Source organism: Blastococcus sp. SYSU D00922 (assembly GCF_054050495.1).
Genome location: NZ_JBJGZL010000010.1, coordinates 81,529 through 106,317 on the forward strand (window position 1 = coordinate 81,529; position 24,789 = coordinate 106,317).

25 protein-coding genes are annotated in these 24,789 nt (G+C 74.2%); 15 read left to right on the forward strand and 10 right to left on the reverse strand.

The window, feature by feature from the left end; genetic code table 11:
* The first annotated feature begins 61 nt into the window (after window positions 1-61).
* The 3 genes from ACI78T_RS15080 (at window position 62) to ACI78T_RS15090 (ending at window position 3,511) form a co-directional block, all read left to right on the forward strand.
* Window positions 62-1,033, forward strand: coding sequence for an NlpC/P60 family protein (locus tag ACI78T_RS15080; protein ID WP_456558925.1), 972 nt, complete (start codon window positions 62-64; stop codon window positions 1,031-1,033).
* 85 nt (window positions 1,034-1,118) lie between these two features.
* Complete coding sequence (locus ACI78T_RS15085) at window positions 1,119-2,384, forward strand: M48 family metallopeptidase (RefSeq protein WP_456558926.1); 1,266 nt, start codon at window positions 1,119-1,121, stop codon at window positions 2,382-2,384.
* Window positions 2,381-3,511 carry a glycosyltransferase family 4 protein gene (locus tag ACI78T_RS15090; RefSeq protein ID WP_456558927.1) on the forward strand — a complete coding sequence of 377 codons (1,131 nt, stop codon included), beginning with the start codon at window positions 2,381-2,383 and terminating at the stop codon, window positions 3,509-3,511. The genes ACI78T_RS15085 and ACI78T_RS15090 overlap by 4 nt, the downstream gene beginning before the upstream one ends.
* A 42-nt stretch (window positions 3,512-3,553) precedes the next feature.
* Here the strand turns inward: ACI78T_RS15090 and ACI78T_RS15095 are convergent, their stop codons facing one another.
* Window positions 3,554-5,347, reverse strand: coding sequence for an AMP-dependent synthetase/ligase (locus tag ACI78T_RS15095; RefSeq protein WP_456558928.1), 1,794 nt, complete (start codon window positions 5,345-5,347; stop codon window positions 3,554-3,556).
* A 154-nt stretch (window positions 5,348-5,501) separates the two neighbouring features.
* Between ACI78T_RS15095 and ACI78T_RS15100 the strand changes: the two genes are divergently transcribed.
* From ACI78T_RS15100 to ACI78T_RS15120, 5 genes are read left to right on the forward strand one after another with little or no spacing between them, the layout of a single operon-like run.
* Window positions 5,502-5,933: an SRPBCC family protein gene (locus ACI78T_RS15100; protein WP_456558929.1), complete on the forward strand. Its 432-nt coding sequence runs from the start codon at window positions 5,502-5,504 to the stop codon at window positions 5,931-5,933.
* A 19-nt stretch (window positions 5,934-5,952) separates the two neighbouring features.
* A complete protein-coding gene (locus tag ACI78T_RS15105) occupies window positions 5,953-7,101 on the forward strand; it encodes an ArsA-related P-loop ATPase (protein WP_456558930.1) in 1,149 nt (382 codons plus the stop codon).
* Entirely contained in the window at window positions 7,098-7,427 is a 330-nt protein-coding gene (locus ACI78T_RS15110) for a hypothetical protein (RefSeq protein WP_456558931.1), read from the forward strand. The genes ACI78T_RS15105 and ACI78T_RS15110 overlap by 4 nt, the downstream gene beginning before the upstream one ends.
* Window positions 7,424-8,407, forward strand: a complete 984-nt coding sequence (locus ACI78T_RS15115) for an ROK family glucokinase (RefSeq protein ID WP_456558932.1) — start codon at window positions 7,424-7,426, stop codon at window positions 8,405-8,407. The genes ACI78T_RS15110 and ACI78T_RS15115 overlap by 4 nt, the downstream gene beginning before the upstream one ends.
* Before the next feature lie 14 nt (window positions 8,408-8,421).
* Window positions 8,422-8,997 (forward strand): DapH/DapD/GlmU-related protein, encoded by a 576-nt coding sequence (locus ACI78T_RS15120; RefSeq protein ID WP_456558933.1) that lies wholly within the window; start codon window positions 8,422-8,424, stop codon window positions 8,995-8,997.
* Between the two features lie 3 nt (window positions 8,998-9,000).
* On the opposite strand, the gene ACI78T_RS15125 is transcribed toward ACI78T_RS15120, so the two are convergent.
* The 3 genes from ACI78T_RS15125 to ACI78T_RS15135 are packed head-to-tail and all read right to left on the reverse strand — an operon-like array spanning window position 9,001 to window position 11,774.
* The gene (locus ACI78T_RS15125; RefSeq protein WP_456558934.1) at window positions 9,001-10,242 is read right to left on the reverse strand and encodes an ornithine cyclodeaminase, nickel-pincer nucleotide-dependent; all 1,242 of its coding nucleotides are present in this window, start codon (window positions 10,240-10,242) and stop codon (window positions 9,001-9,003) included.
* Window positions 10,243-10,260: 18 nt separating this feature from the next.
* Window positions 10,261-10,950 (reverse strand): DUF308 domain-containing protein, encoded by a 690-nt coding sequence (locus ACI78T_RS15130; protein ID WP_456558935.1) that lies wholly within the window; start codon window positions 10,948-10,950, stop codon window positions 10,261-10,263.
* Window positions 10,947-11,774: an alpha/beta hydrolase gene (locus tag ACI78T_RS15135; protein ID WP_456558936.1), complete on the reverse strand. Its 828-nt coding sequence runs from the start codon at window positions 11,772-11,774 to the stop codon at window positions 10,947-10,949. The genes ACI78T_RS15130 and ACI78T_RS15135 overlap by 4 nt, the downstream gene beginning before the upstream one ends.
* Window positions 11,775-11,899: 125 nt before the next feature.
* Here ACI78T_RS15135 and ACI78T_RS15140 point away from each other — a divergent pair, with 125 nt between their 5' ends.
* A complete protein-coding gene (locus ACI78T_RS15140) occupies window positions 11,900-12,661 on the forward strand; it encodes a lysophospholipid acyltransferase family protein (protein ID WP_456558937.1) in 762 nt (253 codons plus the stop codon).
* Between the two features lie 27 nt (window positions 12,662-12,688).
* Here ACI78T_RS15140 and ACI78T_RS15145 read toward each other — a convergent pair whose 3' ends face one another.
* The 3 genes from ACI78T_RS15145 to ACI78T_RS15155 are packed head-to-tail and all read right to left on the reverse strand — an operon-like array spanning window position 12,689 to window position 15,769.
* Window positions 12,689-13,276, reverse strand: a complete 588-nt coding sequence (locus ACI78T_RS15145) for a TetR/AcrR family transcriptional regulator (protein WP_456558938.1) — start codon at window positions 13,274-13,276, stop codon at window positions 12,689-12,691.
* Between the two features lie 16 nt (window positions 13,277-13,292).
* Window positions 13,293-14,243 (reverse strand): alpha/beta fold hydrolase, encoded by a 951-nt coding sequence (locus ACI78T_RS15150; protein ID WP_456558939.1) that lies wholly within the window; start codon window positions 14,241-14,243, stop codon window positions 13,293-13,295.
* Window positions 14,240-15,769 carry a flavin-containing monooxygenase gene (locus ACI78T_RS15155; RefSeq protein ID WP_456558940.1) on the reverse strand — a complete coding sequence of 510 codons (1,530 nt, stop codon included), beginning with the start codon at window positions 15,767-15,769 and terminating at the stop codon, window positions 14,240-14,242. The genes ACI78T_RS15150 and ACI78T_RS15155 overlap by 4 nt, the downstream gene beginning before the upstream one ends.
* Before the next feature lie 121 nt (window positions 15,770-15,890).
* Here ACI78T_RS15155 and ACI78T_RS15160 point away from each other — a divergent pair, with 121 nt between their 5' ends.
* Window positions 15,891-16,805 (forward strand): SDR family oxidoreductase, encoded by a 915-nt coding sequence (locus ACI78T_RS15160; RefSeq protein ID WP_456558941.1) that lies wholly within the window; start codon window positions 15,891-15,893, stop codon window positions 16,803-16,805.
* A 28-nt stretch (window positions 16,806-16,833) separates the two neighbouring features.
* On the opposite strand, the gene glpK is transcribed toward ACI78T_RS15160, so the two are convergent.
* Window positions 16,834-18,303 carry a glycerol kinase GlpK gene (gene glpK, locus ACI78T_RS15165; protein WP_456558942.1) on the reverse strand — a complete coding sequence of 490 codons (1,470 nt, stop codon included), beginning with the start codon at window positions 18,301-18,303 and terminating at the stop codon, window positions 16,834-16,836.
* A 58-nt stretch (window positions 18,304-18,361) separates the two neighbouring features.
* Here glpK and ACI78T_RS15170 point away from each other — a divergent pair, with 58 nt between their 5' ends.
* From ACI78T_RS15170 to ACI78T_RS15180, 3 genes are read left to right on the forward strand one after another with little or no spacing between them, the layout of a single operon-like run.
* Entirely contained in the window at window positions 18,362-18,811 is a 450-nt protein-coding gene (locus ACI78T_RS15170; RefSeq protein WP_456558943.1) for a RidA family protein, read from the forward strand.
* Entirely contained in the window at window positions 18,808-19,296 is a 489-nt protein-coding gene (locus ACI78T_RS15175) for a polyadenylate-specific 3'-exoribonuclease AS (protein ID WP_456558944.1), read from the forward strand. The genes ACI78T_RS15170 and ACI78T_RS15175 overlap by 4 nt, the downstream gene beginning before the upstream one ends.
* Before the next feature lie 41 nt (window positions 19,297-19,337).
* On the forward strand, window positions 19,338-19,913 hold the full coding sequence (locus tag ACI78T_RS15180) for a GNAT family N-acetyltransferase (RefSeq protein ID WP_456558945.1): 576 nt from the start codon (window positions 19,338-19,340) through the stop codon (window positions 19,911-19,913).
* Between the two features lie 70 nt (window positions 19,914-19,983).
* Here ACI78T_RS15180 and ACI78T_RS15185 read toward each other — a convergent pair whose 3' ends face one another.
* Window positions 19,984-22,134: a methyl-accepting chemotaxis protein gene (locus tag ACI78T_RS15185; protein ID WP_456558946.1), complete on the reverse strand. Its 2,151-nt coding sequence runs from the start codon at window positions 22,132-22,134 to the stop codon at window positions 19,984-19,986.
* A gap of 133 nt (window positions 22,135-22,267) precedes the next feature.
* Here ACI78T_RS15185 and ACI78T_RS15190 point away from each other — a divergent pair, with 133 nt between their 5' ends.
* Window positions 22,268-22,771, forward strand: coding sequence for a DinB family protein (locus ACI78T_RS15190; RefSeq protein ID WP_456558947.1), 504 nt, complete (start codon window positions 22,268-22,270; stop codon window positions 22,769-22,771).
* On the opposite strand, the gene ACI78T_RS15195 is transcribed toward ACI78T_RS15190, so the two are convergent.
* Window positions 22,768-23,646 (reverse strand): SDR family oxidoreductase, encoded by an 879-nt coding sequence (locus ACI78T_RS15195; protein ID WP_456558948.1) that lies wholly within the window; start codon window positions 23,644-23,646, stop codon window positions 22,768-22,770. The genes ACI78T_RS15190 and ACI78T_RS15195 overlap by 4 nt on opposite strands.
* Before the next feature lie 86 nt (window positions 23,647-23,732).
* Here ACI78T_RS15195 and ACI78T_RS15200 point away from each other — a divergent pair, with 86 nt between their 5' ends.
* A complete protein-coding gene (locus ACI78T_RS15200) occupies window positions 23,733-24,758 on the forward strand; it encodes a 6-phosphofructokinase (RefSeq protein ID WP_456558949.1) in 1,026 nt (341 codons plus the stop codon).
* The last annotated feature ends 31 nt before the right edge of the window (window positions 24,759-24,789 follow it).

The window sequence follows — 24,789 nt, forward strand, 5'->3', positions numbered from 1 at the left end:
CCTCCCTCGTCGGTCCGCGTCCGGACACGTCGGATGGCTGCGCTCGGGTCTCCTCCTCGGGGTGACCGCGGCCCTCACGTTCACCGTCCTGCCGGGGACCGCCGCCGCGGACCCGGCCACCGTCACCGACGCCGCCCAGGCCGCGCAGAAGGTCGCCGAGGCCGAGCACCAGCTCGAGGTCGTGACCGAGCAGCTCAACGAGGCGAAGGTCCAGCTCGACGCGCAGCAGGCCGCCGTCGCCGACGCCGAGAAGGCCGCCGCCGAGGCGCAGGCCCAGCTCGACGCGCTCGACGGCCAGGTGCGCCAGCTTGCCCGCTCGGCGTACACCACCGAGGGCTTCTCCCGCCTGGACGTGCTGCTGACCAGCGACTCCGCCGAGGAGTTCGTCCACCAGCTGGGCACGCTCGACGCCATCGCCGGGCACACCACGGCCCAGCTCGCCGAGGTCGCCGACGCCGCGGACGCCGCCGAGTCGGCCCAGGCCGACGCGGCCGAGGCGCGCGCTGCGGCCCAGAAGGCCGTCGACGACATCGCCGCGCAGCAGGAGGAGCTCGAGGGGGACATCGCCGACTACCAGCGGCAGTACGACGCCCTCACCGCGCCCCAGCAGGCGCAGGTCGCCCGGGCGCACGGCGGAACCGAGGCGCAGGCCGTCCCCAGCGGCGTCGTCGCCCCGAGCGGTGCGGCGCAGGTCGCGGTGGACACGGCGCTCGCCCAGGTCGGCGACGCCTACGTCTGGGGCGCCGGCGGCCCCGACTCCTTCGACTGCTCCGGGCTGACGCAGTACGCCTACTCCGCGGCCGGCGTGAGCCTGCCGCACTCGAGCCGGAGCCAGTCCACGATGGGCACCCCCGTCTCGGTGGGTGACCTGCAGCCGGGCGACCTGCTCTTCTACTACAGCCCGACCAGCCACGTGGCCATGTACGTCGGCAACGGGAAGATGGTCCACGCGTCGACGTCGAGCAAGCCGGTCATGGTGGTCGACTTCAACTCGATGAGCGGCTTCACGCACGCCCGCCGCATCGCGGGCTGACCGACCGCACCGCGCCGAGGGCCGGTGACCCGCCCAGGGGTCACCGGCCCTCGTCGTCCCGGCAGGTCCTCATAGGATCGGCCGGGTGACCGCTCGCCGGGCCGCCCTGATCACTGCGGTCGTCCTCGGCGTCGCGCTCGTCGTGGTCATCGCGGTCGCCACCCCGTGGTCGCCGCTGCCGGAGCCGGCCGGCGGCCGCAGCCCGGTCGACCCGACCGCCGGTCTGTCCGCGACCGAGCTGGGCCGCGCCGAGGCCTTCGCGGCGTCGCTGCGGCCGGCGTCGGTCGCCTCGCTGCTCCTGGGCCTGCTCGTGTCGGCCGTGCTCGGCCTGACGCGCCTCGGCTCCCGGCTGGTGCGGGCGGTGGCGGCGCCGCTGGGCGGGGGATGGGTCTGGCAGGTCCTCCTCGGGGTCCTCGCGCTCGCGGTGATCGGCCGCCTGGTCACCCTGCCGCTGTCCGCCTACGGCGAGTCGGTGCGCCACCGGTACGGGCTGTCCACCCGCAGCTGGGGTCTCTGGCTGCGCGACGTCACCGTCTCGACCGCCATCGACGCGGGCCTCACCGCGCTCGGGCTCCTGGTGGTCGTCCTCTTGGCCCGGAAGCTGCCGCGCACCTGGTGGGCGTGGGCCGCGGCGGGCGCCGCCGCCCTCGTCGTCGTCGGCTCCTTCCTCTGGCCGGTGCTGATGGAGCCGGCCTTCAACAGGTTCGAGCCGCTGGCCGCCGGGCAGCTGCGCACCGATCTGCTGGAGCTGGCGGAGGAGAACGGCACGCCGGTCGAGGACGTCCTGGTGTCCGACGCCTCGCGACGGACGACGGCGCTCAACGCCTACGTCTCCGGGTTCGGCTCGACCCGCCGCATCGTCCTGTACGACACGGTGCTCGACCGCCTGCCCGACGCGCAGGTGGAGTCGATCGTCGCGCACGAGCTCGGCCACGTGGCGACCGACGACGTCCTCACCGGGACGCTGATCGGCGCGCTCGGTGCGGGTGCCGGGGTCGCTCTGCTGGGCTGGCTGGTCTCCTCGCCCGCGCTCCTGCGGAGGGCCGGCGCCGACGCGCCGGGTGACCCGCGCGTGATCCCGCTGGTGCTCTTCCTCATGGCCGTCGGCACGCTGGTGGCCACGCCGGTGCAGAACGCGGTGTCCCGGCACATCGAGGCCCGGGCGGACGTGCACGCCCTCGACCTCACCCGGGACCCCGAGGCGTTCGCCGACATGCAGCGCGACCTCGCCGGCTCCAACCTCAACGATCCCGACCCGCCCGCCCTCTGGCAGTGGTTCTACGGCTCGCACCCGACCGTCTCCCAGCGCCTGGCCATGGCCGAGGACTGGACGCGGCTGGAGCGGCCGTGAGCCGGACCCTCGTCGTCACCAACGACTTCCCGCCCCGCCAGGGCGGGATCCAGACCTTCGTCGCGGCGCTCCTGGCCCGCCGGCCGCCGGAGTCCCTGGTCGTGCTCGCCTCGCGGTCGCAGGGCTGGGAGGAGCACGACGCCGCGCTGCCCTACGAGGTGGTCCGCTACCCGACGACCATGCTGCTGCCCACCCGGTCGGTCGCCCGGACGGCGGCGGAGCTCGCCCGCAGGCACGGGTGCGACAGCGCCGTCTTCGGTGCGGCCGCCCCGCTGGGGTTGATCGCGCCGGCTCTCCGGGCGGCGGGTGTCGGGCACGTGCTCGGCATCACCCACGGGCACGAGACCGGGTGGGTGGCCCTGCCGGGCAGCCGCCAGCTCATGCAGCGGATCGCGTCGCACCTCGACGTCGTCACCTACATCAGCGAGTACACCCGCGAGCGGCTCGCGCCCGCCCTCGGGACGCGCACCCGGCTGGCCCAGCTGTCCCCGGGCGTCGACGTCGACAGGTTCACCCCGGACGCCGACGGCGCCGCGGTCCGCGAGCAGTACGGCCTGGGCGACGCGCCGGTCGTGGTGTGCGTGTCCCGCCTGGTCGCGCGCAAGGGGCAGGACGTGCTCGTGGCCGGCTGGCCGCGGGTGCTGGCCCGGCATCCCGGGGCGCGCCTGCTGCTCGTCGGGGGCGGTCCGCTCGAGACGTCGCTGCGGCGGGCGGTCGCGGCGCGCGGGCTCACCGGCTCCGTCGTGTTCACCGGGCCGGTCGACCCGGCCGCACTCCCCGCGCACTACGCCGCCGGGGACGTCTTCGCCATGCCGTGCCGCACCCGCCGGGCCGGTCTGGACGTCGAGGGCCTGGGCATGGTGTTCCTCGAGGCGGCGGCCTGCGCGCGGCCCGTCGTGGCCGGCACCTCCGGTGGCGCCCCCGAGGCGGTGCGGGAGGGCGTCACCGGCCACGTCGTCGAGCCGCGCTCCCCGGAGGCCGTCGCCGACGCCGTCGCCGACCTGCTGGCCGATCCGGCGCGGGCGCGGGCGATGGGGAAGGCCGGGCGCGCGTGGGTGGAGGAGCGCTGGTCCTGGACGACGATCGCCGCCACGTTCGCCGACCTGCTCGACCCCGCGCAGCACTGAGCCCCGCCCCGCGAGGTGCGGGACGGGGCTCAGCGGTCGGTCCTAGCGGGCGTAGAGGTTCTCGACCTCGTCGCCGAACTCCTTCATGACCACGGCGCGCTTGAGCTTGAGGCTCGGGGTGAGCATCCCGTTGTCCTCGGTGAAGTCCGTGGCCAGGATCGTGAACTTCTTGATCGCCTCGGCCTGCGACACCGCCTTGTTGGCGTCCTTCACCGCGGCGTCGATCTCGGCCTTGAGCTCCGGGTCCTCGCGCAGCTGGTCGACCGACTGGTCGGCCGGCTTGCCCTTGGACTCCAGCCACTGCGGCAGCGCCTCCTCGTCGAGGGTGATCAGCGCGGCGATGAACGGGCGCTGGTCGCCGACGACGATGCACTGGCTGACCAGGCGGTGGGCGCGCAGCCGGTCCTCCAGGACGGCCGGGGCGACGTTCTTGCCGCCCGCGGTCACCAGGATCTCCTTCTTGCGGCCGGTGATCTTCAGGAAGCCGTCGTCGTCGAGCTCGCCGAGGTCGCCGGTGTGGAAGAAGCCCTCGGAGTCGATGGCCTCCTTCGTGGCGTCCTCGTTCTTCCAGTAGCCGCGCATGACGATGCCGCCGCGGATGAGCACCTCGCCGTCGTCGGCGATGCGGAACTCGACGCCCGGCAGCGGGCGGCCGACGGTGCCGATGCGCAGCGCCTCGTCGTGGTTGACCGACGCGGCGGCCGTCGTCTCGGTCAGGCCGTAGCCCTCGAAGACGGTGACGCCGATGCCGCGGAAGAAGTGGCCCAGCCGCTCGCCGAGGGGAGCGCCGCCGGAGATCGCGCCGAGGCAGCGACCACCCAGGGCGGCCCGCAGCTTGCCGTAGACCAGCTTGTCGAACAGGGCGTGCTGGGCGCGCAGCGCGAGGCCGGGGCCGCCGGTGTCCTGCGCGCGGGACCAGTCGATGGCCACCTGGGCGGCCTTGTCGAAGATCTTGCCCTTGCCGTCGCCCTCGGCCTTGGCCTTGGCGCTGTTGAAGACCTTCTCGAACACGCGCGGCACGGCCAGCACGAACGTGGGCTTGAACTCCCCGAGGTCCTCGACGAGGTTCTTCACGTCCGGCGTGTGGCCGATGACGGTGCGGTTCTTGATGGCGCCGACCTGCAGGACCCGGGCCAGCACGTGCGCCAGCGGGATGAACAGCAGCAGCGAGCCCTGCACGCTCATGAAGCGGTCGAGCAGCGTGATGCCGTTGCCGATCTCGAACAGGAAGTTCGCGTGGGTGAGCTCGCAGCCCTTGGGCCGCCCGGTCGTGCCGCTGGTGTAGATCAGCGTGGCCAGGCTGTCGGCCTTGAGGGTCGCGCGCCGCGCCTCCAGCTCGCTGTCGGGCACGTCCTTCCCCGACGCGATCAGCTGGTCCATCGCGCCGTCCTCGATGACGTGCACCGAGCGGAGGTCGGGCGTCTGGTCGCGGACCGACTCGACGGCCGCGGCGTGCTCGTCGCGCTCGACGACCACGGCGGTCGCGCCGGAGTCGGACAGGATCCAGGCGACCTGGTCGGCGCTGGAGGTCTCGTAGATCGGGACGACGACGCCGCCGGCGGTCCAGATGGCGAAGTCGAAGACCGTCCACTCGTAACGCGTCTTGGCCTGGAGGGCGACACGGTCACCGGCGGCCACGCCGGCGGCGATGAGCCCCTTGGCGACGCCCCGGACCTCGTCGCCGAACTGCTTCCACGTGACGTCACGCCACTGGCCGTCCACCCGCCGGCGGAGGCCCACCTCGTCGCCGTGCTCGGCGACGTTCGTGGTGAGCATGTCGGGGATGGCCTCGTCCGGACCCACCTCGGTGGTCGCGGGGACGCTGAACTCGCGCACGCCTGGTCCTCTCCTCCCCACCGCCCACGGGCACCGTCGCCCACGGCCCCGGACAGGGACGTCGTGTGGAATCTAGCCGTTCTCGCTACCCGTGAGTAGCAGAGTCCCGGGCCGTCTGCTCGCTGGACGCCGGGAAACGGTTAGCCTGCCTCCCATGGCCGACCAGTCCACCCAGTCGATCGTCGTCGACGCTCCTGCGGCCGACGTCATGGCGGTCATCGCCGATTTCCCGGCCTACCCGCAGTGGGTCGCCTCCGCGAAGCAGGTGGAGGTCCTCGAGACCGGCCCGGACGGTCGCGCCCGGCAGGTGCACTTCGTCCTCGACGCCGGGGCGGTCAAGGACGACTACGTCCTCGACTACACGTGGGACGGCGACCGGAAGGTGTCCTGGAACCTGGTCAAGGGCCAGATGCAGAAGCGCCAGGAGGGGTCGTACACGCTCACCGAGCGGGACGGCGCCACCGAGGTGACCTACGCGATCACCATCGACCTCTCGATCCCGATGCTCGGGATGATCAAGCGCAAGGCCGAGAAGGTCATCCTCGACACGGCTCTCAAGGAGCTCAAGAAGCGCGTCGAGGGCTGAGTTCTCAGTGGGCCGTGCCATGCGTACCTTGCTCCTCACCGGCCCGGGTGGGGCCGGGACCTCGACCCTCGCCGCCGCGGCGGCGGTTCGCGCCGCGCGGACGGGCCGCCGCACCGTGCTGCTGTCCCGCCAGGCGCCCGCGGTCGCCGGGCTGGACGCCGAACCGGGTCTCACCGTCCGGGCCGTCGACCCGCAGGCCGCCGTCGAAGGTCTGTGGGCCGGCGCCGCCGACGGGATCGGCGCGGTCCTGCCGCACGGGACGCTGCCGCCCGCGTCGTCCGTCGTCCCCCTGCCGGGCGCCGGTGACCTCGCCCTCTTCGCCGAGCTGGCGCGGGCCGAGGCCGACCTGGTCGTCGTCGACGCCGGCCCGGTCGAGTCCGCGCTGGCGCTGGTCGCCCTGCCGGCCACCCTGCGGTGGTGGCTGGACCAGCTGATGCCTCCCGGCGTCCGCGCCCTGGGCGCCGTCCGCACCGCTGCCGTCGCGTCGGGGGCCGTCCGGCGCGGGCCGGTCGACGCCGCGCTGTCCGCCGTCCCCGCCGTGGAGCGGCTGCTGGCCGCCGACCGCCTCGCCGACCCGGCCGGTACCGCCGTGCACCTGGTCGCGCCGCCGCGGCCGTCCTCGGTGGCCGCGCTGCGCGCGGCCGCGACGGTGCTCGGCCTGCACGGCCTCCGCGCGGGCGCCGTGCTCACCCGGGTGCTCCCGCTGCCCGGGGACGACGAGTGGACGACGCGCCGCGCCGCCGAGCAGGACGCCGCGCTCGCCGCGCTGGCGGAGGTCGCGCCGGTGCACCGCGTGCCCGAGGCGGCCGCCGACCCGGCCGGCGCGGACGACGTCGCCGCACTCGTCGCCGACGACCTGCCCGGGACGACGGGGTTCCCGGCTCCCGGTCCCGAGCGGCAGGACGCCGGTGCGTGGCAGCTGGCCCTGCCGCTGCCGTTCGCCGAGCACGGCGCCGTCACGCTGACCCGCTGGGTCGACGACCTCGTGCTCACCGTCGGCGGCGTCCGCCGGTCGGTGCGGCTCGACGCGCTGCTGCGCCGGTGCGAGGTCACCGGCGGGCGGCTCGCCGACCCCGGCACCGCCGACGCACGCCTCGAGGTGGGATTCCGCCCCGACCCCAAGCTCTGGCCCGCCGACCTCCTCAGCGCAGAGGGAAGGACCTCATGACCCCCGGAACCGACTGGATCGACCAGGCGCAGCGCCTCGTCGAGGCCGTCCGCGGCAGCCTCGCCTCCGCCGTCCCCCCGGCCGACGGCGAGACCGAGGGGGAGGCACAGCACTCCTCGGACTGCCGCTGGTGCCCGATCTGCCAGGTGGCGTCCGTCGTCCGCGGCGAGCGCCCCGAGGTGACGGCGGCCCTGGCCGACCTGCTCACCACCGCCGCCGCGGCGCTGCGCACGGTGGCCGAGGCCGGCCAGCCGGCCGAGCCGGCCGCCCAGCCCGAGCAGGACGGCGAGCCCCCGGCTCCGGTCCAGCAGATCGACATCGCGTGACCGACCCGACCGGGCGGGCTGCGCTCGGCATCGACATCGGCGGCACGAAGGTCGCCGGTGGGGTCGTCGCCGCCGACGGCACGATCCTGGCCACCGCGCGGCGGGCGACGCCGGGCGCCTCGGTGAGCGACACCGAGGACGCGATCGCCGCGGTGGTCGAGGAGCTCGCCGACGGGCACGACGGCGACCTGGTCGGCGTGGGCGTCGGCGCGGCGGGGTGGTTCGACCGCACCGGGGACACCGTGCTGTTCAGCCCGCACCTGGCGTGGCGGAACTCGACGCTGCGCAAGGACCTCGCCGCCCGGCTCCAGCGGCCGCTGTGGGTGGGCAACGACGCGGACGCCGCCGCTTGGGCCGAGTACCGCTACGGCGCAGCCCGGGGCGCGGACCTGGCGCTCATGATCACGCTCGGCACCGGCATCGGCGGCGGGATCGTGCTGGACGGCCGGCTGCGCCGGGGTTCGCACGGGGTGGCGGGGGAGTGGGGGCACATGCGCGTCGTCCCCGACGGCCGGCTGTGCGCCTGCGGCAACCGCGGCTGCTGGGAGCAGTACGCCAGCGGCACCGCGCTCGGGCAGACCGCGCGCGAGGTGGCCCGCACGTCGCCGGCCGCGGCCGCGCGGCTGCTGGAGCGGGTCGACTGCGAGCCCGACCGGCTCACCGGCGAGGACGTCGCCCGCGCGGCGGCGGACGGCGACCCGCTCGCGCTGGAGCTGGTCACCGAGGTCGGCGTCTGGCTCGGCCAGGGCATCGCCGACCTGGCCGCCAGCCTCGACCCGGAGGTCGTCGTCATCGGCGGCGGGGTGAGCAAGCTCGGCGAGATGGTGCTCGGCCCGGCGCGCGACCGGCTCGACCGCGCGCTGCCCGGCCGGGGCTTCCGGCCCGGTCCGCGCGTCGTCGTCGCCGAGCTGGGCCCGCAGGCGGGCATCGTCGGCGCCGCGGACCTGGTCCGCCAGGCGGTCGCCGACGGCGAGGCCTAGACCGGACCGTCGAGGTGAGCGACCGCTTCCTGCCGATCCACGACTCGGAGTTCCTGGCGCGCGGCGAGCGGGTGCTGGGCCCGGAGTTCCGGGCGATGAGCGAGCGCGTCCTGCAGGTCACGGAGCTGACCTCGCGCCTCAACGTCCTGCCGTTCGACGACGAGGCGGGACGGGCGGCGCTGCTCGAGCAGATCCTCGGACGGCCCCTGCCCCCGCGGGTGACGATCCACCCGCCCTTCTACACCGACCACGGGCTGCGGCTGGAGCTGGCGGAGCGGGTCTTCGTCAACCAGGGCTGCACGTTCCTCGACTTCGCCGGCATCCGGCTGGGGGAGGGCGTGATGGTCGGCCCGAAGGCCACGTTCATCACGATGGGCCACCCGGTCGATCCCGCCGAGCGGCGCCAGTGGCTCACCGGTGCGCCGATCGACGTGGCGGAGAACGTCTGGATCGGTGCCGGCGCGACCGTCCTGCCCGGGGTCAGCATCGGCCGGGACGCCGTCGTCGCCGCCGGGACGGTGGTGGCCGACGACGTGCCCGCGGCCACCCTCGTGGCCGGGCCGAAGGGCACCGTCCGCCGGGAGTGGTGAGGCCTACTCGGGGGCGAGCTCGCGGGCCAGCTGCTCGAGGAACAGGCCGATGTCGGTGATGATCCCCATCGCCTGCGCGCTGCCGCGGTCGGCGAGCTTGGTGACCGTCGCCGGGTTGATGTCGACGCTCACCAGCGGGATCGACGCCGGCAGGATGTTCCCCGTCGCGATCGAGTGCAGCATCGTCGCGACCATGATCGCGAAGCCGACGTCGGGCAGCTGGGCGCGCATCGCCCGCTGCCCCTCGATGACGTCGGTGTACACGTCGGGCAGCGGGCCGTCGTCGCGGACCGAGCCGACCAGGACGAACGGCTTGCCCGCCTGCACCATCGCGTGCATCACGCCGCCGGTCAGGACGCCGGAGTCGACCGCCGCCCGGATCGAGCCGGCCGCACGGATCGTGTTGATCGCCCGGATGTGGTGCTCGTGGCCGTGCGGGACACCCGAGCCCTTGGCCAGGTCGACGCCCAGCGAGGTGCCGAAGAGCGCCGACTCGATGTCGTGCGTGGCCAGCGCGTTGCCGGCGAACAGGACGTCGACGAAGCCGGCGCGCACCAGGCGGACCATCGCCGGCGAGGCCCCGGTGTGCACCACCGCCGGGCCGCCGACCCACAGGATCCGCTTGCCCTCGGCCTTCACCTCGCGCATGCGCTCGGCGATCTGGCGGACCAGCAGCGCCTGCGGCTTCTCGCTGGACACCGCCGACGACATGAACCCGAAGTCGTCCTCCTCGCCGCGCGGAGCCTGCTGCGGCAGCTCGACCCGGACCCCGTGCGCTCCGCAGACGACGGCGTCGCCGGCCGTCACGTCGCTGACCGGCACCGTGCGCACGACCTGCTCGCCGTCCTCCTCGGTGACGACTAGCCCGCAGTCCATCTCCGGCTGCCGCACGCGGATCCACTCGCGGTCCAGGCGGACGAGCGTCTCCAGGTTGGTGGTCGAGTAGAAGTCGTCCGGGAAGACGCCGTCGGCCGGAGCGGGCCGCGTCGTCGCCGTCCCCGGGTCGACGGCGTTGGCGCCGTGGATCTGGACCCGCATGAGGATCCGCTCGAGCCGCTCGGTCTCGTCGGCGCTGATCTCGATGAGCGCGCGGGACTCGTCCTCGTGCTGCCGGCCGAGGTCGAGGCTCTCGATCCGGTAGTCCCCGCCGTACTCCAGGACGTCGTCGAGGATCCGGGCGAGGGTCCCGGTGTCCATGAGGTGGCCGGTGACGGTGACGGTGGCGGAGTGGGTAGCGGGGCTCACCCGCCGGACGTTAGCCGGTCAGACGACCGCGCCGTCGTCACCGTCCTCGTCGGACCTGTCGCGCATGCGGGACACCAGCATCGCCACGCCACCGGCGATCCCCGCGACGCCGATGACCAGACCCACGTCGGCGGACAGCTCGAGGATGCCGGGGGCGCCGATCAGCAGCACGCCGGCGGCGATCAGCAGCACCGCGTAGAGCGACGCCGGGGCCGGTGCCGGGATCGGTGGAGGGGGCGGCGGCTCGTAGTGCTCGTCGGGCTGGTCGAGGACGGGCAGCTCGTGCGGGGGCGGCGGCGGGGCGTCGACGGGCTCCTCGTCCACCACCGCGCGGCCGTGCTCGGCCTCGAACGCCGCCACGATCCGGCGCCACTCGGCGTCCTCGTCCAGCTCGCGCCGGGCAGTCGCCGGCTCGGGCTCCGGTTGCGGCCGCACCTCGGCTGCCGGGGCGTGCTCGTCGACGACGGTGCGCGCCTCCGCCCGGCGGGCGCGGTCGACGAACAGCCGGTCCGACGGCGGGCTGGGCAGGCTGACCGACCGGGTGTAGGGCTCCACGTCCGCGGACGGCTCGAGGTAGGCCGCGATGCCGACGGCGTGGAGCACGTCGAGCAGGTGCTCGCCGACCCGCGGGTCGACGTCGCGCAGCGGGCTCCACAGCGCCGCGTCCAGGCCGTTGTCGCGGCGGCCGCGCCCGCGACGGGAGGTCACCGCGTCTCCGCCGCCGGGCTCCCTGTGCCCGGGTTCTCACCGGCGCCGACCCGCTCGCGGATCCAGTCCACGGAGCCGGCGAAGATCTTCGGGGCGTCGTTGTCCAGCGTGGCCACGTGGTAGCTGTCCTCGAGGAGCACCTCGGTCGTGTCGCTGCTGCCCACGCCGGCCAGCAGGACCGTGCTGTTGACCGGCTCGACGACGTGGTCCTCCACGCTGTGGAAGACGATCACCGGCGCGGTGACCCGGCCGAGGTCGGCCCGCGTGGCGGCCCACAGACCGCGCAGCTGCAGCATCGCCCGCGTCGGCAGCTTGGGGTAGGCGAGCTCGGTGACGCCGGGCTTCTTGATGTCGCTGGCGATCGGCGCCCAGCTGCCGGTGAGCCTGGCGATGAGCGGCAGCAGCTTCGCGTCCAGCCGCTGGGTGAGCAGCGCCGGGTTCACCAGCACGAGGCCCGCGACGTCGTCCGGACGCACCTCGGCCAGCCGGGTGGCCAGCGTGCCGCCCATCGACAGGCCCGCCACGAAGACGCGGTCGCACTCGGCGGCGAGCTGGTCGAACGCCTCCTCGACCGTCGCCGTCCACTGGTCGTGGGTGCTGAGGTTGCAGTCCTCCCAGCGCGTGCCGTGGCCGGGCAGCAGCGGGCAGCGGACGGCGAACCCCTCCGCCGCCAGGTGCTCGCCCCACGGCCGCATGCTCATCGGCGTCCCGGTGAAGCCGTGCACGAGCAGCACGCCGGTGCGGCCGTCGGGACCGTCCCCGCCGGGGAAGGAGAACGGCTCGGCACCGGGCATGACGCCCTGCGGCGCGGTCGGTCCAGACAACGGGGGTCCTCCTCGGCGTCCGGCGGCGGTGCCGACCGGCGGGCGTGATCACGGGACAGGTCACACCGCCGACCGATTGTGATTCCGCCGACGGGCTCCTTAGTCTGGCAGCTCAACAGGGAGGCGTGTTGTTCTACTGGTTCCTCAAGTTCGTCGCGATCGGCCCCGCGGTGCACGCCGTGTTCCGTCCCCGGGCCGAGGGCACCGAGAACGTGCCGGCGACGGGAGCCGCGATCCTGGCGAGCAACCACCTGTCGGCCGCCGACTGGATCTTCATGCCCCTCCAGCTGAAGCGCCGTGTCACCTTCCTCGCCAAGGCCGAGTACTTCACCGGCAAGGGCGTCAAGGGCGCACTGCAGCGGGCCTTCTTCTCCGGTGCCGGTCAGGTGCCCATCGACCGCTCCAGCGCCTCGGCGGCCGAGAACGCGATCCAGACCGGCATCCGCATCCTCCGTGAGGGCAAGGTCCTCGGCATCTACCCGGAGGGCACGCGGTCGCCCGACGGCCGGCTCTTCCGCGGCAAGACCGGCGTGGCCCGCACGGCGCTGGAGACCGGTGCCCCCGTCATCCCGGTCGCGATGGTCTACAGCAAGAAGAAGCTGCCGTTCGGGAAGTCGATCACCCGGGTGAACGTGCGCTTCGGCGCCCCGCTCGACTTCTCCCGCTACGAGGGCATGTCGGGCGACCGCTTCGTGGAGCGCTCGATCACCGACGAGATCATGTACGAGATCATGATGCTGTCGGGCCAGGAGTACGTCGACGTCTACGGCGCGACGGTCAAGAAGTCGATGGACGCCACCGGCGCCAGCGCCCCCGACGTCGTCGCCCGCCTGCAGCCGCCGCCGGACGAGGCGGCCGACCGGGCGCCGACGACCCTCGCCGGCTGAAACCGGCTTCCTGCACGAAGAGCCGGCTCAGCGGTCGACGAGCCGGTCCAGGACGTCGCGCAGCAGCCGCAGCAGGTCGTCGCGGCTCATCGTCGGCTCCTGCACCCACTGGCCGACGAGGTCCTCGGTGAAGGCGAACCAGGCGAGCACCAGCTGCCGGCGCAGGGCGTCGTCCGGGAGCTCCAGCGCGGTCAGCGCGACCTCGACCAGCCGGGCCCGGGTCTCCTCGTAGACCTCCGACACCCACGGGTCACCGCCACCCGCGCCGCGGACGAACGCCAGGTGGCTCTCCCGGAACGTCTCCACCCAGCCGACGTAGCGGTCGAGCATCCCGGTGACCTGCTGCTCGGGCGGCGTACCCGGCGCCGGGAGGAGGTGCTCCCAGAGCAGGTCGGCGGCCGCCCGGGTGACGGCGGTGTAGTACTCCCGCTTGGTGGCGAAGTAGTGGAACAGCAGGCTGCGGCTGATACCCGCCCGCCGGGCGACCTCGTCGATCGTGAGCTCCTGCACCGGCGTCGTGGGCAGCAGCTTCAGGCCGATCTGCACCAGCTGCGCACGGCGGTCGCCGGCCGTGCGCCGCAGTCGCGGGTGGTCGGGGCGCGATGCCGCCGTCATCGGCGGGGGGCGCCCCTCACGCGGCCGCCCGGTCGGCCGTCGCGGCGGCCAGCAGCCGCCCGATCGCCTCGACGGTGAGGGGCGCGCGCTCCTGCAGGAGCATGTGACCGGTCCGGGGGACGATCTGCAGGTGCGCCTCCGGCAGCGCCTCGGCGAGCTGGTGGCTGTGCCGCTTCGGCGTGAGCTTGTCGCTGTCGCCGACCAGGATCTCCACGGGTACGTCCGCCAGGGCCTTCAGCTCCTGGCGCTTGTCGTGCTCGCCGAGCGCCGGGTAGAAGGCGGCGAAGGCGCGCACCGTCGAGGCGTGCATGATCTCGGCGCCGCCGAGAACCATCTCGTCGGTGGCGTCGGAGCCGTAGAGCAGCTCGCGCACCATCTTCTGGTGGCGGGGGTGCGTGGGGGGCAGCAGCTGGCGCACGCGCTCCAGCGCCCGCGCGCCGCCGATCGCGGCGGTGACCATCCCGGGCGCGAGCTTGAGCTGCAGCCGCTCGAGCAGCGTCTCGCCCGCGGGCGCGAGGTCGCCGGCCGACGTCGAGACGAGAGCGACGCCCTTCACGCGCGGGCCGAACAGCTCCGGGCGGGCCGCGGCCAGGCACATGATCGTCATGCCGCCCATCGAGTGCCCGCCGAGCACCACCGGGCCCGACGGCGCCAGCTCGTCCAGCAGCGTGCCGAGGTCCTCGCCGAGCTGGTCGATGGTCAGCTCGGCGACGTCGTCGGCGTAGCGGCCCCACGTCGAGCGGCCGTGGCCGCGCTGGTCGTAGCGGATGAGCCGGAGCTCGCCGGCGGACACCTGCGGCGTGAGCAGCTCGGCGACGTCGTCCCACGAGGCCTGCGCCAGCGTCCAGCCGTGGGCGAGCACGAGGGTGACCGGGGCGTCGTCGGAGCCGTCGACGACGGCGTGGATGAGGGCGTCGTCCGGCGTGCGGACGGCGGCCACCTGGCGGAGGAGGGTCTGGGTGCTCACGCCGCCACCTCCGGGCGCTCGGTGCCGGCGGGGACGCCGACGTAGTTCTCGCGGTCGAGGGCCCGGGTGAGCTTCCGGAACCGGAAGGTGAAGTCCGGCCAGAGCGTCGTGTTGTGCCCGTGCTGGTCCAGGTACCAGCTGGCGCAGCCGCCGGCCAGCCACACGGTGCCCTTCGACTTCTCGGCGATCAGCGAGCGCCAGGCTTCCTGGGCCTCGGGGGTGGTCTCCAGGACGGCCAGCCCCTCGGCGTCCATGGTGCGCAGCGCGTCGTCGACATAGGCCACCTGCGACTCGATCATGTAGACCATCGACGTGTGGCCGACCCCCACGTTCGGGCCGACCAGCAGGAACATGTTGGGGAACCCGGCGACGGCGGCGCTCTTGTTGCTCACCATGCCGTTCGCCCAGACCTGCGCCAGCGAGCGCCCGTCGCGGCCGCAGATCTTCTCGGCGATCGGCAGGTCGGTGACGTGGAAGCCCGTCGCCAGGACGATCGTGTCGGTCGGCCGCTCGACGCCGTCGACCGTGACGATCGAGCGCGGCCGGACCTCCTGGATGCCGGCGGTGACCAGCTCGGCGTTGGGCGCGGCCACCGCGGGGAAGTAGTCGTTGCTGATCAGGATGCGCTTGCAGCCGATGGTGTAGTCCGGCGTCAGCGCCTTGCGGAGCTTCGGGTCGCGGACCTGGCGGTGCAGGTGGGCGCGGGCCAGCTTGCCGACCGGCTTGAGGAAGCGCCGGTTCTTCGCCATGCCGATGACGAGGAACTCGCGGAAGAGGTAGAGGAACGCGCGGATCGCGTTCTGGAACCCCGGGACGAACCGGTAGAGCTTCTGCATCCACGGCTTCACCGGGTGGTCGGTGCGGGGGACCACCCAGGCCGGGGTGCGCTGGTAGACGGTGATCGTGCCGACCACCGGCTGGATCGCGGGCACCACCTGGATGGCCGAGGCGCCGGTGCCGATCACGGCGACCCGCTCACCGGTCAGGTCGTGGGAGGCGTCCCACCGGGCGGAGTGCATCACCGTGCCGGCGAACGAGTCGAGGCCGGGGATGTCGGGGTAGGTCGGGTCGGCGAGCGCGCCGGCGGCGGAGACGAGCACGCGGGCCCGGAAGTCGCCGGCGGTGGTCGAGACGTGCCAGCGCTGTGCGGCGTCGTCCCAGCGCGCCGAGGTGACGTCGGCACCGAAGACGCAGTGGCGCCGGACGTCGAACCGGTCGGCGGTCCGCTGCAGGTAGGCCTGGATCTCCGGCTGCTCCGAGTAGGAGCGGCCCCAGTCGGGGTTCTGCGCGAAGGAGAAGGAGTAGAGGTTGGACTGCACGTCGCAGGCCGCGCCGGGATAGGTGTTGTCCCGCCAGGTGCCGCCGACGTCGCCGGCCCGCTCCAGGACGACGAAATCGGTCTCGCCGCGGCGCTTGAGCGCGATCGCCATGCCGAGCCCGGCGAAGCCCGAGCCGATGATCGCGACGCCGACGTCCCGGAGGGCGGTCGGGACGGTGGCGGACTGGTTCTCGAGCGTGCTGGTCACCTGGACGGGCTCCTGTCCTCCGGCTTGCTGAGCAACGCTCAACAAGCTACAACGGCCCCTGAGCAGGCTCAATTGGAGCTGTACCTCTCCGACACAGCAATTCCAGACCCGAGGAGCACCCATGGCGTCACTCCGCAGGCAGCGCCCCCGCACGCCCCTGGCCGGGAAGACGGTCCTGATCACCGGTGCGGCCCGGGGCATCGGCGCGGAGCTGGCCCGCCGGGCCGCCGCCCGCGGAGCGCGGGTCGCCCTCGTCGGCCTGGAGCCGGAGCAGCTGGCCGCGGTCGCCGCCGAGCTCGGCCCCGAGCACCTGTGGGTCGAGGCCGACGTCACCGACGCCGACGCGCTGAAGTCCGCCGTCCAGCGGACCGTCGACACGTTCGGCGGGCTGGACGTCGTGGTGGCCAACGCCGGTATCGCACCGCTGACCACGGTCATGACCAGCTCCGCGCACGCCCTGGCACGCACGATCGAGGTGAACCTCATCGGGGCCATGCTGACCACGCACGCCGCGCTCCCGGAGATCGCGAAGCGGAAGGGGCACGTGCTGCTGATCAGCTCGGCGGCGGCCTTCACCGTGCTGCCCGGGATGAGCGCCTACTGCGCGGCGAAGGCCGGCGTCGAACGGTTCGGCGACGCGCTGCGGCTCGAGGTCGCCTACCGCGGGGTCACCGTCGCCAGCGCGCACCCCACCTGGATCGACACCGACATGGTGCGCGACACCGAGGAGGCCCTGCCCACGTTCAAGGCGACCCGCAAGCAGCTCCCCGGCCCGCTGGGCGCCTACACGTCCGTCGAGGCCTGCGCCGACGCGCTGGTGGAGAACCTCGAGACCCGTGGCCGCCGGGTGTTCGTGCCGGGGTCGGTGGGCGTGGTCTCGGCGCTCCGGCAGATGGTCACCGGCGTGGTCGCCGAGAAGGTGGCGATGGCGGTGTCGGCGAAGCGGGTGCCGCAGCTCGAGCGCGACATCGCGGCCCTGAACGGCAAGGAGTTCGGGAAGAACTCCGTCGGCGACCGCTCCAAGGGCGCCGCCTGAGGAGGGACTTCCGGTACAGGAAGTCCCCTCAGCCGGTCCAGCCGCCTGCTCGGGGGAGGGCGGCACGCCACCGGGCGTGCCGCCCGTCGTCGCGGTGTCCCTCCTCGGGCTCGAAGCGGCGGTCCAGCGCCCAGGTCTGCGCCAGCTCGTCGGTGCTGCTCCACACCCCGGTGCCCAGGCCGGCGAGGAACGCCGCACCCAGCGCGGTCGTCTCGGTGACCTTCGGCCGGCGCACCGGGACACCCAGCTGGTCGGCCTGCAGCTGGAGGAGCAGGTCGTTGGCGCTCGCCCCGCCGTCGGCGGACAGCTCCGGCACCTCCAGCCCGGCCTCGTCCACCATCACGTCGACGACGTCGCGCACCTCGAACGAGATGGCCTCCAGCGTGGCCCGCGCCAGGTGCGCCCGGGTGGTGCCGCGGGTGATGCCGAGAATCGCGCCGCGGGCGTGCGGGTCCCAGTGCGGCGCGCCCATGCCGGTCAGGGCGGGCACGAAGACGACGTCGCCGGCGTCGGGCACCGTCCGCGCCAGGCCCTCGATCTCGGCCGCGGAGTCGATCAGGCCGAGGCCGTCGCGCAGCCACTGGACGGCCGCGCCGGTCACGAAGATCGCGCCCTCGAGCGCGTAGACCAGGCCGTCGCCGAGGTCCCACGCCACCGTCGTCAGCAGGCCGGCGTCCGACCGGACCGGGGTGGAGCCGGTGTTGGTGAGCACGAACGAGCCCGTGCCGTAGGTGCACTTCGAGTCGCCGGGCGAGTAGCAGGCCTGCCCGAACAGCGCGGCCTGCTGGTCGCCGGCGATGCCGGCGACCGGCAGGGACAGCCCGAGGAACGCGTCCGGGTCCGTGGTGCCGACGACGCCGGAGCTGGGGACCAGCTCGGGCAGCGCCGCGCGGGGGACGTCGAACAGGTCGCACAGCTCGTCGGACCAGGCACCCTTCTCCAGGTCGAAGAGAAGCGTGCGGCTGGCGTTCGTGGGGTCGGTGACGTGCGCGGCGCCGCCGGTGAGCCGGGCGATGACGTAGGAGTCGACCGTGCCGAGCGCCAGGGCGCCGTCGCGGACGCCGGACCACACGCGGGGCTCGTGCTCCGCGAGCCAGGCGAACTTCGTGCCGGTGAAGTAGGGGTCCAGCCGCAGGCCGGTGAGCTGCGAGACCCGCTCCTCGTCGCCGCGCAGCCGGTCGCAGATGCCCGTCGTCCGGCGGTCCTGCCAGACGATCGCGGGGCGCGGGGAGTGCAGGGTGCGCCGGTCCCAGACGACGGCGGTCTCCCGCTGGTCGGTGATGCCGACGCAGGTGGGCTCGGCGTCGGTGCCGGCCAGCGCCTCGCGGCAGGCCGCCACGGTCGCCGTCCAGATGTCGTCGGGCTCGTGCTCGACCCAGCCTGGCCGGGGGAAGAGCTGCGCGAACTCGCGGTAGCCGCGGGACAGGACGTCGCCCTGCTCGCCCACGACCAGCGCGGTCACCCCGGTCGTCCCTGCATCGATCGCCAGCACCGGCATGGGGCGAACCTATCGACTCCGGGCGGCACGCGGCCCGCCGGTGGCCCATGATCGGCCGGTGACCACCGGGATCGAGCTCGTCCGACCGTCCTCGCTGGCCGGGACGGCCCCCTACGCGTACGCCGCGGTGACCGACCCGGGGCGGATGGTGTTCACCGCCGGCGCCTGCCCGCTCGACGCCGACGGCGCGACGGTGGCCGTCGGCGACGTCGCGGGCCAGGCGCGCCAGGTCATGGAGAACCTCGAAGCCGCGCTGCGGGGAGCCGGCGCGGGGCTGGGCGACGTCCTCAAGACCACCGTGTACGTGGCGACGACCGACCGCAGCGACCTCGTCGCCGCGTGGGACGTCGTCCGCGCCGCGTTCGGCGAGCACGACGCGCCGAGCACGCTGGTGGGGGTCACGGTGCTCGGCTGGCCCGACCAGCTGGTCGAGGTGGAGGCCGTGGCGGTCCGCGACAGCTGGCAGGAGCCGGCCCCACCGCACGACGCGCCTACGGTGGGCGGGTGACCCGGCGCTTCTTCTACGACACCGAGTTCATCGAGGACGGCACCACGATCGACCTCGTGTCCATCGGGGTCGTCGACGAGACCGGCCGCGAGTTCTACGCGGTGAGCACCGAGTTCGACGAGCGCAAGGCCATCCCGTGGGTCCGGCGCAACGTGCTCGACCAGCTCCCGCCCCCGGCGGACAAGGCCTGGCGCAGCCGCGAGCGGATCCGCGAGGACCTCCTGGCCTTCCTCACCGGGCCCGGGGAGGAGATCGAGCTCTGGGCCTGGTTCGCCGCCTACGACCACGTGGCCCTGGCCCAGCTGTGGGGCGCGATGCCGGCGCTGCCGCGCCCGATACCGCGCTTCACCCGGGAGCTGCGCCAGCGCTGGGACGACCTGGGGCAGCCGCCGCTTCCGCCCAAGCCGAGCGGCACGCACGACGCCCTGGTCGACGCCCGCTACAACCTCGAGCGCTGGAAGGCGATGGCGGCCGCCCGCGCCTGAACGTCTTGGCGCCCGGGCGGCGTTCCGCCAGGCTGCCCGCCGTGGCCGACCTGACCGCCGTCGAGGCGCGCACCCTGCTGGCGCGCGCGTTCGCCGCCGACCCGCTGATGGTGTGGTTCTTCCCGGACGACGACGTGCGCCCGCACGCGTGCGCGGCGATGTTCGGCCTGTTCGCCGAGCACTACCTCGAGGCGGGACGGGTCGACTGCGTCCACCGCGACCGGCCGGTGGCGGTGGCGATGTGGCAGTGGCCCGGGCAGCCCGAGCGGGACGGCGACCGGCTGCCGACGCTCGGCGGGCTGATGACGGCGCTCATGGGCGCGGACCGGGCGGCCGCGATCGGCGGCGCGATGGCGGTGCTGGGTGAGGTGCGGCCGCCCCGGGCGCACGCCTACCTCCACCTGCTGGGCGTCGACCCCGCCTGCCGGGGCGAGGGGCTGGGCGGGGAGCTGCTCGACCGGGGCGTCGCCGCCGCCCGGAAGGCGGGCCTGGTGGCCTGCCTCGACACCATGAACCCGGCGAACGTGCCGTTCTACGAGGCGCACGGCCTGGCGGTGCGGCACGAGCTGGCGCTCCCCGACGGCGGACCGACCGTCTGGTCGATGGCGACGGGCTGACCCGCACGCGGCTGTGCGCCGGCCACCTCATCGGGGCGCGATGAGGTGGCCGGCGCACAGCGACCGTGCGTCAGACGGTGAAGACCCCGAGCAGCCGGTTGAGCTCGCGGGAGAGGCCGTCGAGCTCCCGGGCGGCGGCCCGCGCCCGGTCGACGTCCGCGGCGCTGTCGTCGGCGTCCCGGCTCACGGCCGTGAGCGTCGTCGTCACCGAGCCGGCGCCGTCGGCGGCGGCCGCGACGCTGCGGGTCAGCTCGCTGGTGGTCGCGGTCTGCTCCTCCACGGCGCTGGCGATCGTCGTCTGGTGGTCGTTGATCGCCCGGACCACCTCGGCGATCCGCGAGATCGCGCCCACCGCGGCCGATGTCTCGCTCTGGATGCCCTGCACCCGCTGGGCGATCTCCTCGCTGGCCTTGCCGGCCTCCTGGGCCAGCTCCTTGACCTCGTTGGCGACGACCGCGAAGCCCTTGCCCGCGTCACCGGCGCGGGCGGCCTCGATGGTGGCGTTCAGCGCGAGCAGGTTCGTCTGCTCGGCCACCCCGGAGATCACCTTCACCACGTCGCCGATCTCCGCCGAGCTGGCACCCAGGGCGGCGATGGTCGCCTCGGTCTGCTGCGCCAGGTCGGCCGCCTGGCGGCCCACCTCGGCCGCCTCGGTCGCGCTGCGGGCGATCTCGGAGATGGAGGCACCCATCTGCTGCGCGCCCGCGGCGGCCGAGCTGACGCTCGAGCTGATCTCCGCGGCCGAGGAGTGCGCGCCCTGCGCCTGGTCCCGGCTGCGCGACGCCCGCTGGGCGAGCCCGTCGGCGACGGTGGCCACGCCGGCCGCGGAGGAGGCGACCTCCTGGGCGCAGCGGCCGATGTCGCGGATGGTGCCGGCCACCTTGTCGACGAACCGGTTGAACGCCGCCGACAGCTGGCCGACCTCGTCCGAGCGGGAGTCGTCCATCCGCTGGGTCAGGTCGCCCTCGCCGTCGGCGATCTCGGCCATGCGGTCGCGCAGGTGGTGCAGGGGCCCGGTGAGCCGGCGGCCGATCCCGTAGGCGACGAGCCCGCCGAGCACGGCGATGACGAGTCCGGCGACGAGCAGGGCGCTGATCATGGACGAGCGGCCGTCCTCCATCGACTCCACCGGCCCGGAGAAGTCGCCGTCACGCGCGACGGTCGCGATCACCCAGTCCCAGGGCGCGTAGTAGGTGAGGCGCACCGTCGTCGGCCCGGCGTCGGGGTCGACGTAGTGCACCGTGGCCTGCTCGCCGGCCTCGAGGCCGACCGCGGCGTCCACCATCTCCTGCACGTACGGGGTGCCCTCGGCGTCGGTCGCCTCGAGCATGTTCTCCCCGTCCCGGACGCCGTCGGGGCTGATCAGCACGGTCCCGGCCCGGTCGCCGGTGCCCCCGTAGACCTCGATGTGCCCGGTGTCGCCGACGGTGGTGGCGTTCAGGCTCTCCCGCAGCGCGGGCAGGTTCTCCTGCTTCACGCCGACGTAGAGGACGCCGACGACGTCCCCACCCGGGCCGGTCAGCGGCGCGTAGGCCGACACCAGCCACGAGTCGACGACGAACGCGTTGCCGCGGTAGGTCTCGCCCCGGCTCACCGCGGCGGCCACCGGGTTGGGCCGGCCGTCCGGGTTGACCGCCGGGATGTAGGTGCCGATCGCCCGGGCCCCGGACGCGGCCTGGACGTTGGTGGCCACCCGCAGGTAGTTGCCCTCGGGAGTCTTCTGGAAGATCGTCACGGTGGCGCCGACCATCGACTTGATGGTGTCGACGACGGGCGTGGGCACGTTCACGTCGGCGTTCTTGCCGAGCCACCGCCCGCCCACGAGGACCTGGGGCAGCTGGACGGGGCTGACCTCGCCGGACAGCTGGTTCTTCGCGTCCCACGGCACCAGGTTCTTGCCGGACCCGTCGATCGAGAAGCCGCCCGCCTGCTGCAGGACGTACTGCGCGGTCGCGAGGTCCGAGTCGACCTTCGCCGACGTGGACGCGCCCTGGGTGGAGACGACGTCGTGGACACCCGCGGCGGTGCGCGAGATGTCCTCCTCGACCAGCGCGCGCACGTCCTGCTCGGCGTCGTCGGCGAACCGGCCGCTCTGCCAGGCGCTGACCCCGCCCATCGCCACGCCCGTGACGGCGACGCTGGCCACCGCCAGCGCCACCACCTTGGTCCGGATGCCCCAGCCGCTGGGGGCGGCCCAGCCCGGCACTGCGATCCCGCGCATCTGCCCCGTCGTCCTCCGTGTCGTCCGCAGCACTAATGGCTGCTGTCGTTCCGTTTCTCGGCAGGCGGGGCGCGGACCGGTACCCGACGGGGCCTTCGTGACCGGACCGACATCCGGCCGACAGGATGGCCCGATGACCGACGGACGGACCGAACCGCCGCTCACCGGCGGGGAGCGCGAGACGCTGCGCGGCTACCTCGACTGGCACCGGGCCACCCTGGCGCTCAAGTGCGCCGGGCTCTCGGACGACGACCTGCGCCGGCGCTCCATGCCCCCCTCCACGCTGTCGCTGCTCGGCCTCGTGCGGCACATGGCGGAGGTCGAGCGCTCCTGGTTCCGCCGGGTCGTCGACGGGCAGGACGTGCCGCTCGTGTGGTCGGCCGAGCGCGACTTCCAGGTCGCCTACGACGCCGCCGACGCCGACACGGCCGAGGCGTTCGACGCCTGGGAGGCCGAGATCGCGCACGCCCGCCGGATCGAGGAGGCGGCGCCGTCGCTGGACGTCACCGGGACCGACCGGGACGGGACCGCCTACTCGCTGCGGCTGGTCCTGCTGCACGTGATCCAGGAGTACGCGCGGCACAACGGCCACGCCGACCTGCTGCGCGAAGGGATCGACGGCGCCACGGGGGTCTAGCGCAGGTGCGCCCAGTCCTCCGGGTGCGCGCGCAGGTGCTCGGCGACGGTGCGGGCGGGGTGCCCGGTGAGCCGGGGGACGGCGTCGGTGACATCGGCCAGTTCGCCGGCCGCGATCGCGAGGTAGCTGGTCACCCAGCCCTCGATCTCCCAGTCCGGGTGGCCGGAGGGGCGCCGCGTCGCCCACGCCTCGTCGGTCGTCTGCGGCCGGTACTTCGCGGGGACGCCGGTCACCTCCGTCAGCACCTCGGCCGCCTCGGCGAGCGTGAGCGCCTCCGGTCCGGTCACCTCGAGGGCCCGGCCGTCCAGGTCGCCGTCGTCCCGCAGCAGGACGGCGGCGGCGACGTCGGCGAGGTCGTCCCGCGAGACGAACCCGGTCCGGCCCTCACCGGCCGGTGCCGCGATGACCGCCCGGTCGCCCTCGCGCACGGCGAAGAAGGGGACGAAGTCGGCGTACATGCTGTGCCGCAGGAACGTGTGCGCGAGCCCGGTGCCGCGGATCGCCTCCTCGGTCGCCCGGTGGTGGCGGACCAGCGTGAACGTCGGGTCGGGGCGGTCGGCGCCGACGAACGACGTGTAGACGATCCGCCGCACGCCCGCCGCGGCGGCGGCCTCCACAGCGGTCAGGTGCTGCTGGAGGCGGTCCTCGGCCTCCGCGGCGGAGACGAGGTACAGGATGTCGGTCCCGGCGAGCGCGGCCCGCAGCCCCTCGCCGTCGGCGTACCCGCCGGGGTTCTCGACGACCTCGGCACCCGGGAGCCGGGGCGCGCGGCCGGCGTCGCGGACGACCAGGCGGAGGGGAGCGGTGCCGGCGGCCGCCAGCCGCGCGGCGACCCGTCCGCCGAGCGTTCCGGTGACCCCGGTGAGCGTGATCACGAAGAAGTCCCCGGTAACGCTGTGACCTGCGGCATCATGACGCCGTCCAACCACGTGGGGGCCCGACTCCTTCCCGGAGGAACAGCATGCGGATCGGCATCCTGACCGGCGGCGGTGACTGCCCCGGGCTCAACGCCGTGATCCGGGCGGTCGTCCGCAAGGGCATCGCCGAGCACGGCGACGAGATCGTGGGCTTCCGCGACGGATGGCGCGGGGTCCTCGAGGCGGACACCGTCGCGATGGACCTCGCGGCCGTCCGCGGGATCCTGCCGCGCGGCGGCACCGTGCTCGGGACGTCCCGGACCAACCCGTACGCGGTCGACGGCGGCCCGGAGCGGGTGCTCGCGACCCTCGAGCGGCTGGGGATCGAGGCCCTCGTGCCGATCGGCGGCGAGGACACCCTGGGCGTGGCGACCAAGCTCGCCGACGCCGGCGTGCGCGTGGTCGGCGTCCCCAAGACGATCGACAACGACCTCGACTCCACCGACTACACGTTCGGCTTCGACACCGCCGTCGGCGTGGCCATGGAGGCCATCGACCGGCTGCACACCACCGGCGACAGCCACCACCGCACCCTGGTCGTGGAGGTCATGGGCCGGCACGCGGGCTGGATCGCGCTGCACGCGGGCATGGCCGGCGGCGCGAACGTCATCCTCATCCCGGAGAACCCGTTCGACGTCGACGGCGTGGTCGAGCACTGCCGGCACCGCTTCGAGTCCGGCTACTCGCCGATCGTCGTCGTGTCGGAGGGCGCCAAGCCGAAGAACGGCGACATGGTGCTGTCGACGGGGGAGAAGGACGCCTTCGGGCACGTCCGCCTCGGCGGCATCGGCGCCGCGCTGGCCTCGCTGATCGAGGAGCGCACCGGCCGGGAGGCGCGGGCCGTCGTCCTCGGGCACATCCAGCGCGGGGGCACCCCGTCGCCGTTCGACCGGGTGCTGGCCACCCGGTTCGGGCTGGCCGCGGTCGACGCCGTCCACGACGGGCAGTCGGGCGTGATGGTCGCCCTGCGCGGGACCGACATCGTGCGGGTGCCGCTGTCGGCGGCCACCGCGCAGCTCAAGCTGGTCCCCGCCGAGCGCTACGCCGAGGCGGAGGTCTTCTTCGGCTGATCGGGGGCGGCACGGCCGGGAAGTACCCTCG